Below are 4,849 nucleotides of genomic sequence, written 5' to 3'. Positions count from 1 at the left end.
AAGCCGCCCGCCACCACGATCTTCGCGCTGGTGGTTGAGCGGGCCGCACCGCCGCTAGAGCTTGCGAAGTCCACTGAGCACCCTTTCGAGCAGTGTCACGTCTGGCTGGCCCCCGGCGGCCTCGTCGCCGCCGGGCTGATGGATGGCGACAAGTCCGGCCTCCGCCAGGTCGGCTACGAGGATCCGGACAACGCCGAGGGGGATGGAAAGGAGCGCCGAAATCTCGGCGACCGATTTGATCTCAAAACACAGCCGGCAGATCCGCTGGTGCTCGGGCAACTGCCCTTGCAACTGGGACGGGTCCGCCGTCGTACTGACCAGTGCCTCGATGGCGAGCTGGTAACGCGGCCGGGTCCGGCCGCCGGTCATGGCGTACGGGCGCACCAACGGATTGTGTGTGCCCATGGGTGGAGCGGCTGCCGGTGCGCGCCGGGGCTGCACCGGCTGGATGCGCGGTCCCCGCGGCTCGTCGTACGGCTGCCGCTGCGGCGGTTGTGGCCGCCGCGGTCCGGGCGGGCCGTCCTGGAAGTCCCGGCCGCCCTCGTTGTTCTGGTTGTTCTGGTTGTTCCGTCTGCTCGGCGTGGAGGGAAAGTTGAAGCGGTTCCGGGCGTGTTCACCAGGGAACTGCTGGGCACCGTCATAAGGATGCCCGCCTGGGGGTGTAGCCACGTTTCCTCCTCCGACTGCCGCTCGCCGGTCCATGTCCCTGTGGGGTCGCGCCACCGCACCCTATGGTGCGGTGGCGCTCAGCGCACTGTCTGTCAGTTGAGCAGACTTCCCTGGAGCTCGGCGCGCAGGTCCGGAGTGAGGACCGTACCGGCGCGGTCGACCAGAAGCGCCATCTCGTATCCCACCAGGCCGATGTCGGCCTCGGGATGGGCGAGTACGGCCAGCGAGGAGCCGTCGGAGATGGACATGATGAAGAGGAAACCACGCTCCATCTCGACGACTGTCTGGTTCACGGCGCCGCCTTCGAAGATCCGGGACGCACCCGCGGTCAGCGAGGTGAGACCGGACGCCACGGCCGCGAGCTGATCGGCTCGGTCACGCGGGAAACCTTCGGACATGGCCAGCAGGAGTCCGTCGGCGGAGACCACCACGGTGTGGGACACCCCAGGGGTGTTGTCCACAAAGTTGGTGATCAACCAGTTCAGATTCTGCGCCGCCTGGCTCATCGGGCTCACACTAACGCTCCTGGTGGTAGGTACTGCCCGGGCCGTGGCCCGGTCCGTTCGTGTCCGCTCCCGCGTCGCGTCCCCGCTGGACGCCGCGCCGCAGGTTGCTCAACCTGCCGCGCACATCCTCCGGGGCCCGGGAGACCTGGGGGCCGCCCTGCGGGGTTTCTTCCGCCGATCCCTCGACGAGGTTGGCCTTCGGCACCCGACGGGGGAGACCGGACGAGGTGATCCCGCCCGCCTTGGGCTCACGGAGCTTCTCGGCCCGCTGCTGGCGATCGTCGTTCGTCGACCGCCAGTCCTGGGAACCGTCCGCCCCGTTCTGTCCGTTCAGCGGGGTCTGTCCGGCCTGTCCGTCGTCCTGGCCCGTGGGCCCCCACTGCTGCTGGCCGCTGCCACGGCGCGGCAGTCCCGCGTCGGTCAGCGCGTGGCTGGTGCTCGCGGAGGGACCCGGACGGTCGAAGCCTACGCGCTCGGGAACGATCTCGGGAGCGCTGTGGCCGGATTCCGGTTCCGCTCCCCGCTCAAGTTCGTACGCGCCCTGATAAGCACTCTGTTCGGCCCACTCGCCCTGATGGGCATGGGGATCGAAGCCGTTCTCGTACTGTCCGCCGGTGTTCTGCGGTGCCTGCTGCGCGGCCTCCGCATACGGGGTCTCCTGAGACTCCTGATAGCCGTTGGCCGACTGGTACGTCTCGGGTGCCCGGTACTCGTCGTAGCCGGTCGCCCGGTACTCGGTCCCGGTTTCCCGGCGCGGTGCGTAGCCGGGGTCGTACGACGCCTCCCGCGGCGCGTACTGGCCGTCGGTCTCCTCGCGGTAGCCACTGTCCGGCTGTCCGCCGAAGGGCGGCTGTCCGCCGCCGGACGGCGTCTCCAGCGCGGCCCGCCGCTCCTCGCGTCGCAGCGTGCGGTTGACCGGATCGAGGCGGCGCGCGTCGTCCGGCCGCGGCTCCTCGTAGCGGGAGTCGTCGAAGCCCAGTTCCGCGGCGGTCAGCATCGGAGTGGTCGGGAAGACCTGCTCCTCCGGCGGCAGTTGCTGGTCCGGGATGATCTGAGAGACCGTGAAGTCGTTGGCCTCGGCGGGCTCGCCGCCTCCTCCGCCGTGCGTGATCGCGTCGGGCAGCATGACCAGCGAGGTCGTACCGGCCTGCTCGCCGGAAGGCCGCAACTGGACGCGGATGCCGTGCCGGTCGGCGAGGCGGCCGACCACGAAGAGGCCCATGCGCTGGGAGACCGCGGCGTCCACGGTCGGCGGATTGGCCAGCTTGTGGTTGATGTCCGCGAAGTCCTCGGCGGTGAGGCCGATGCCCTTGTCGTGGATCTCGATCATCACCCGGCCGTCCGGCAGCCGGGTCGCGGTGACCCGGACCTTCGTCTGCGGCGAGGAGAACGTGGTGGCGTTCTCCAGCAGCTCGGCGAGCAGATGCACCAGGTCGGTCACGGACTGGCCGTGGATGTCCGTCTCGGGGACGCCGCTCAGCTCGATGCGTTCGTACGACTCCACCTCGGAGGAGGCGGCCCGGAGCACATCGACCAGCGGTACCGGCTGGTTCCAGCGGCGGCCCGGCTCCTCGCCGGCGAGGACCAGGAGGTTCTCGCCGTTACGGCGCATACGGGTCGCGAGGTGGTCCAGCCGGAAGAGAGAGGAAAGCTGATCCGGGTCGGCCTCGTTGTTCTCCAGGTCCGTGATGAGGGTGAGCTGGCCCTCGATCAGCGACTGGTTGCGGCGCGACAGGTTCGTGAAGATCGCATTGACGTTTCCGCGGAGCATGGCCTGCTCGGCGGCGAGCCTGACCGCCTCGCGGTGGACCTGGTCGAAGGCGCGGGCGACTTCGCCGATCTCGTCACGCGAATCGATCGGGATCGGCTGGACGCGGGTGTCGACGCGGCCGGGTTCGGCCCGGGAGAGCTGGTCGACCAGCATCGGCAGCCGCTGCTCCGCGATACCGAACGCGGCCGTACGCAGCGACCGCATCGAGCGGCTCATCTGCCGGGCCATCATTCCGGCCAGGATGAAGGCGGCCAGCAGAGCGATCACCACGATGGCGCCGTTGGTGATCGCGTCGTTCCTGGCGTTCTCCGAGATCTGCGCGGCGTCGGCCACGGCCTTGTCGACGAGATCCTTCTCGATCTCCGTGTAGCCGTCGAACTTGGCGGTGGAGGCGGCCATCCACACCTCGGGCGTGACACCGCGGCCCGCGAGCTGCTCGGGGCTGGCGCCGGTGGCGATCGCGGCGACCATGCCGTCGAGGACGGAGCCCTCCTGGCTCGGCGGGGTCTTGAAGTCCTGGCCGGCCGCGGCGGCCTGCTGCTTGGCGGCGGCGAGCTTCTTGGCTCCCTCGGTCGTCTGCTTCCGCATGACGTCCTGGAGCTTGACGGTGTCCGCCTCGGTACCGCCGGAGACATACTCGCCGAGGGCGATGTCCTCCAGATACGCGTACGAGGAGAAGGCCATCGTCTGGCCGGTTCTGACATCGTCCTTCTGGCTCGGCCTGACCAGCAGATGCATTCCGATGGCGCGCTGGAGCGACTCGGCGGCCTTGGCGAGCTGGAGCGCGTAGACGGTACGGCCGTAGCTGGTGATGTTGCCGGTGCCGAGACCCAGTTCGTTGGCGAACTCCATGAGCGAGTGCTGGACCAGCACATAGCCCTCTTCGGTCGCCACGGGACCGCCGTTGCCGCTGGTCTTGTCCGGAGTCTCGATCCCGGCCGTGTAAGCGGTCTTTCTGAGCCCTTCCAGCTTGGGCTCTTCGGCCCGGAACAGGCTGAGGCGGCGCTGGAGGCCCTGCGTCGCCGGCATCGCGCGGACCGCGACGTCGAATTTCTGCTTCGCGGCGTCCGTGGCCGCGCGGGCCTGGCTGACGGCCGGCGCGTCGCGCTTGTTCGTCAGCAGCGGCTGAGCGGTGAGGTCCCGCTCGTTGAGCAGCGCCTGGCCGTACTCCGAGGCGGCGCGTACGACGAGCGCCGTGGCCTCGGCGTCCTGCGCCTCCTGCCAGGTGTCGACGGACGCCTTGACCTGGAAGCCGCCCATCACGAGGCCGACCAGTACGGGAATGAGGAGGATGGCGTTCAGCCGGGTGCGTACCCGCCAGTTGCGCGGCGAGAGCCGACTGGGGCTGCCGGCCGCGGACGGCGTACCGGTCGTGGCCGCGGGCGGCACCGCTGCGCGCGGCGGCGGCGTGAAGTTGCCCCGCGCCTGTTGCTCCGCGGAGCTCGTCTTGCTTCGCCTCACTCGACCAACAACCTCTCGGCGTCGGCACCTACGTTGTGCCGTTTTTCGTTCGGGCCGTACTACTCGGGAGTTGTCGAATTCCAGCACGGGGAACGGCCGCATTCCAAACAGCAGGAATCAGCCATTCCGAGTGATCCAAGCCTCCAGTAAAACGGGCATAAAGAGCGAGTCACGGCAAAAGGCGGGCGCGATATGAGCGCAGCGGTACCAGCCGAGTGCGTCGGGTGTCCGGAGCCGGTGAAACCTCTGTCGAAATGTTATGAACGCGGAGGCGGGCCGTGTCGAAAGACACAGCCCACCTCCGCGGAAGTGTACGACAACTGCCGTATCGGGCCGTCTACTTGAGGCGGGCCATGAGTGCGTGTTCGACGAGGGTGATGAGTCCGCTTTTGGCGTCGGCGCGGTGGCGGGCGTCGGTGGTGATGATGGGGGTGTCGGGGCC

3 protein-coding genes and 2 pseudogenes are annotated in these 4,849 nt (G+C 68.8%); all 5 read right to left on the bottom strand.

What is annotated here, in order from left to right; all coding sequences use genetic code 11:
• A pseudogene (locus PV679_RS35805) lies at positions 1 to 74 on the bottom strand (ATP-binding protein); the annotation flags it as partial.
• The gene (locus PV679_RS35800; RefSeq protein WP_319685465.1) at positions 55 to 669 is read right to left on the bottom strand and encodes a DUF742 domain-containing protein; all 615 of its coding nucleotides are present in this window, start codon (positions 667 to 669) and stop codon (positions 55 to 57) included. The gene PV679_RS35800 and the pseudogene PV679_RS35805, both read right to left, overlap by 20 nt.
• A gap of 92 nt (positions 670 to 761) precedes the next feature.
• Positions 762 to 1,175 carry a roadblock/LC7 domain-containing protein gene (locus PV679_RS35795; RefSeq protein ID WP_026057603.1) on the bottom strand — a complete coding sequence of 138 codons (414 nt, stop codon included), beginning with the start codon at positions 1,173 to 1,175 and terminating at the stop codon, positions 762 to 764.
• 10 nt (positions 1,176 to 1,185) lie between these two features.
• Entirely contained in the window at positions 1,186 to 4,407 is a 3,222-nt protein-coding gene (locus tag PV679_RS35790) for a nitrate- and nitrite sensing domain-containing protein (protein ID WP_319685464.1), read from the bottom strand.
• A gap of 337 nt (positions 4,408 to 4,744) precedes the next feature.
• A pseudogene (locus PV679_RS35785) lies at positions 4,745 to 4,849 on the bottom strand (ATP-binding protein); the annotation flags it as partial.

Source organism: Streptomyces sp. AK02-01A (genome assembly GCF_033795305.1).
Lineage (GTDB): Bacteria > Actinomycetota > Actinomycetes > Streptomycetales > Streptomycetaceae > Streptomyces.
This window is presented reverse-complemented; position numbering and strand designations above follow the sequence as displayed.

Bases quoted from the DNA above. Each gene is read 5' to 3' on its own strand.
- PV679_RS35795 (WP_026057603.1), bottom strand. From the start codon at position 1,175: ATGAGCCAGGCGGCGCAGAATCTGAACTGGTTGATCACCAACTTTGTG.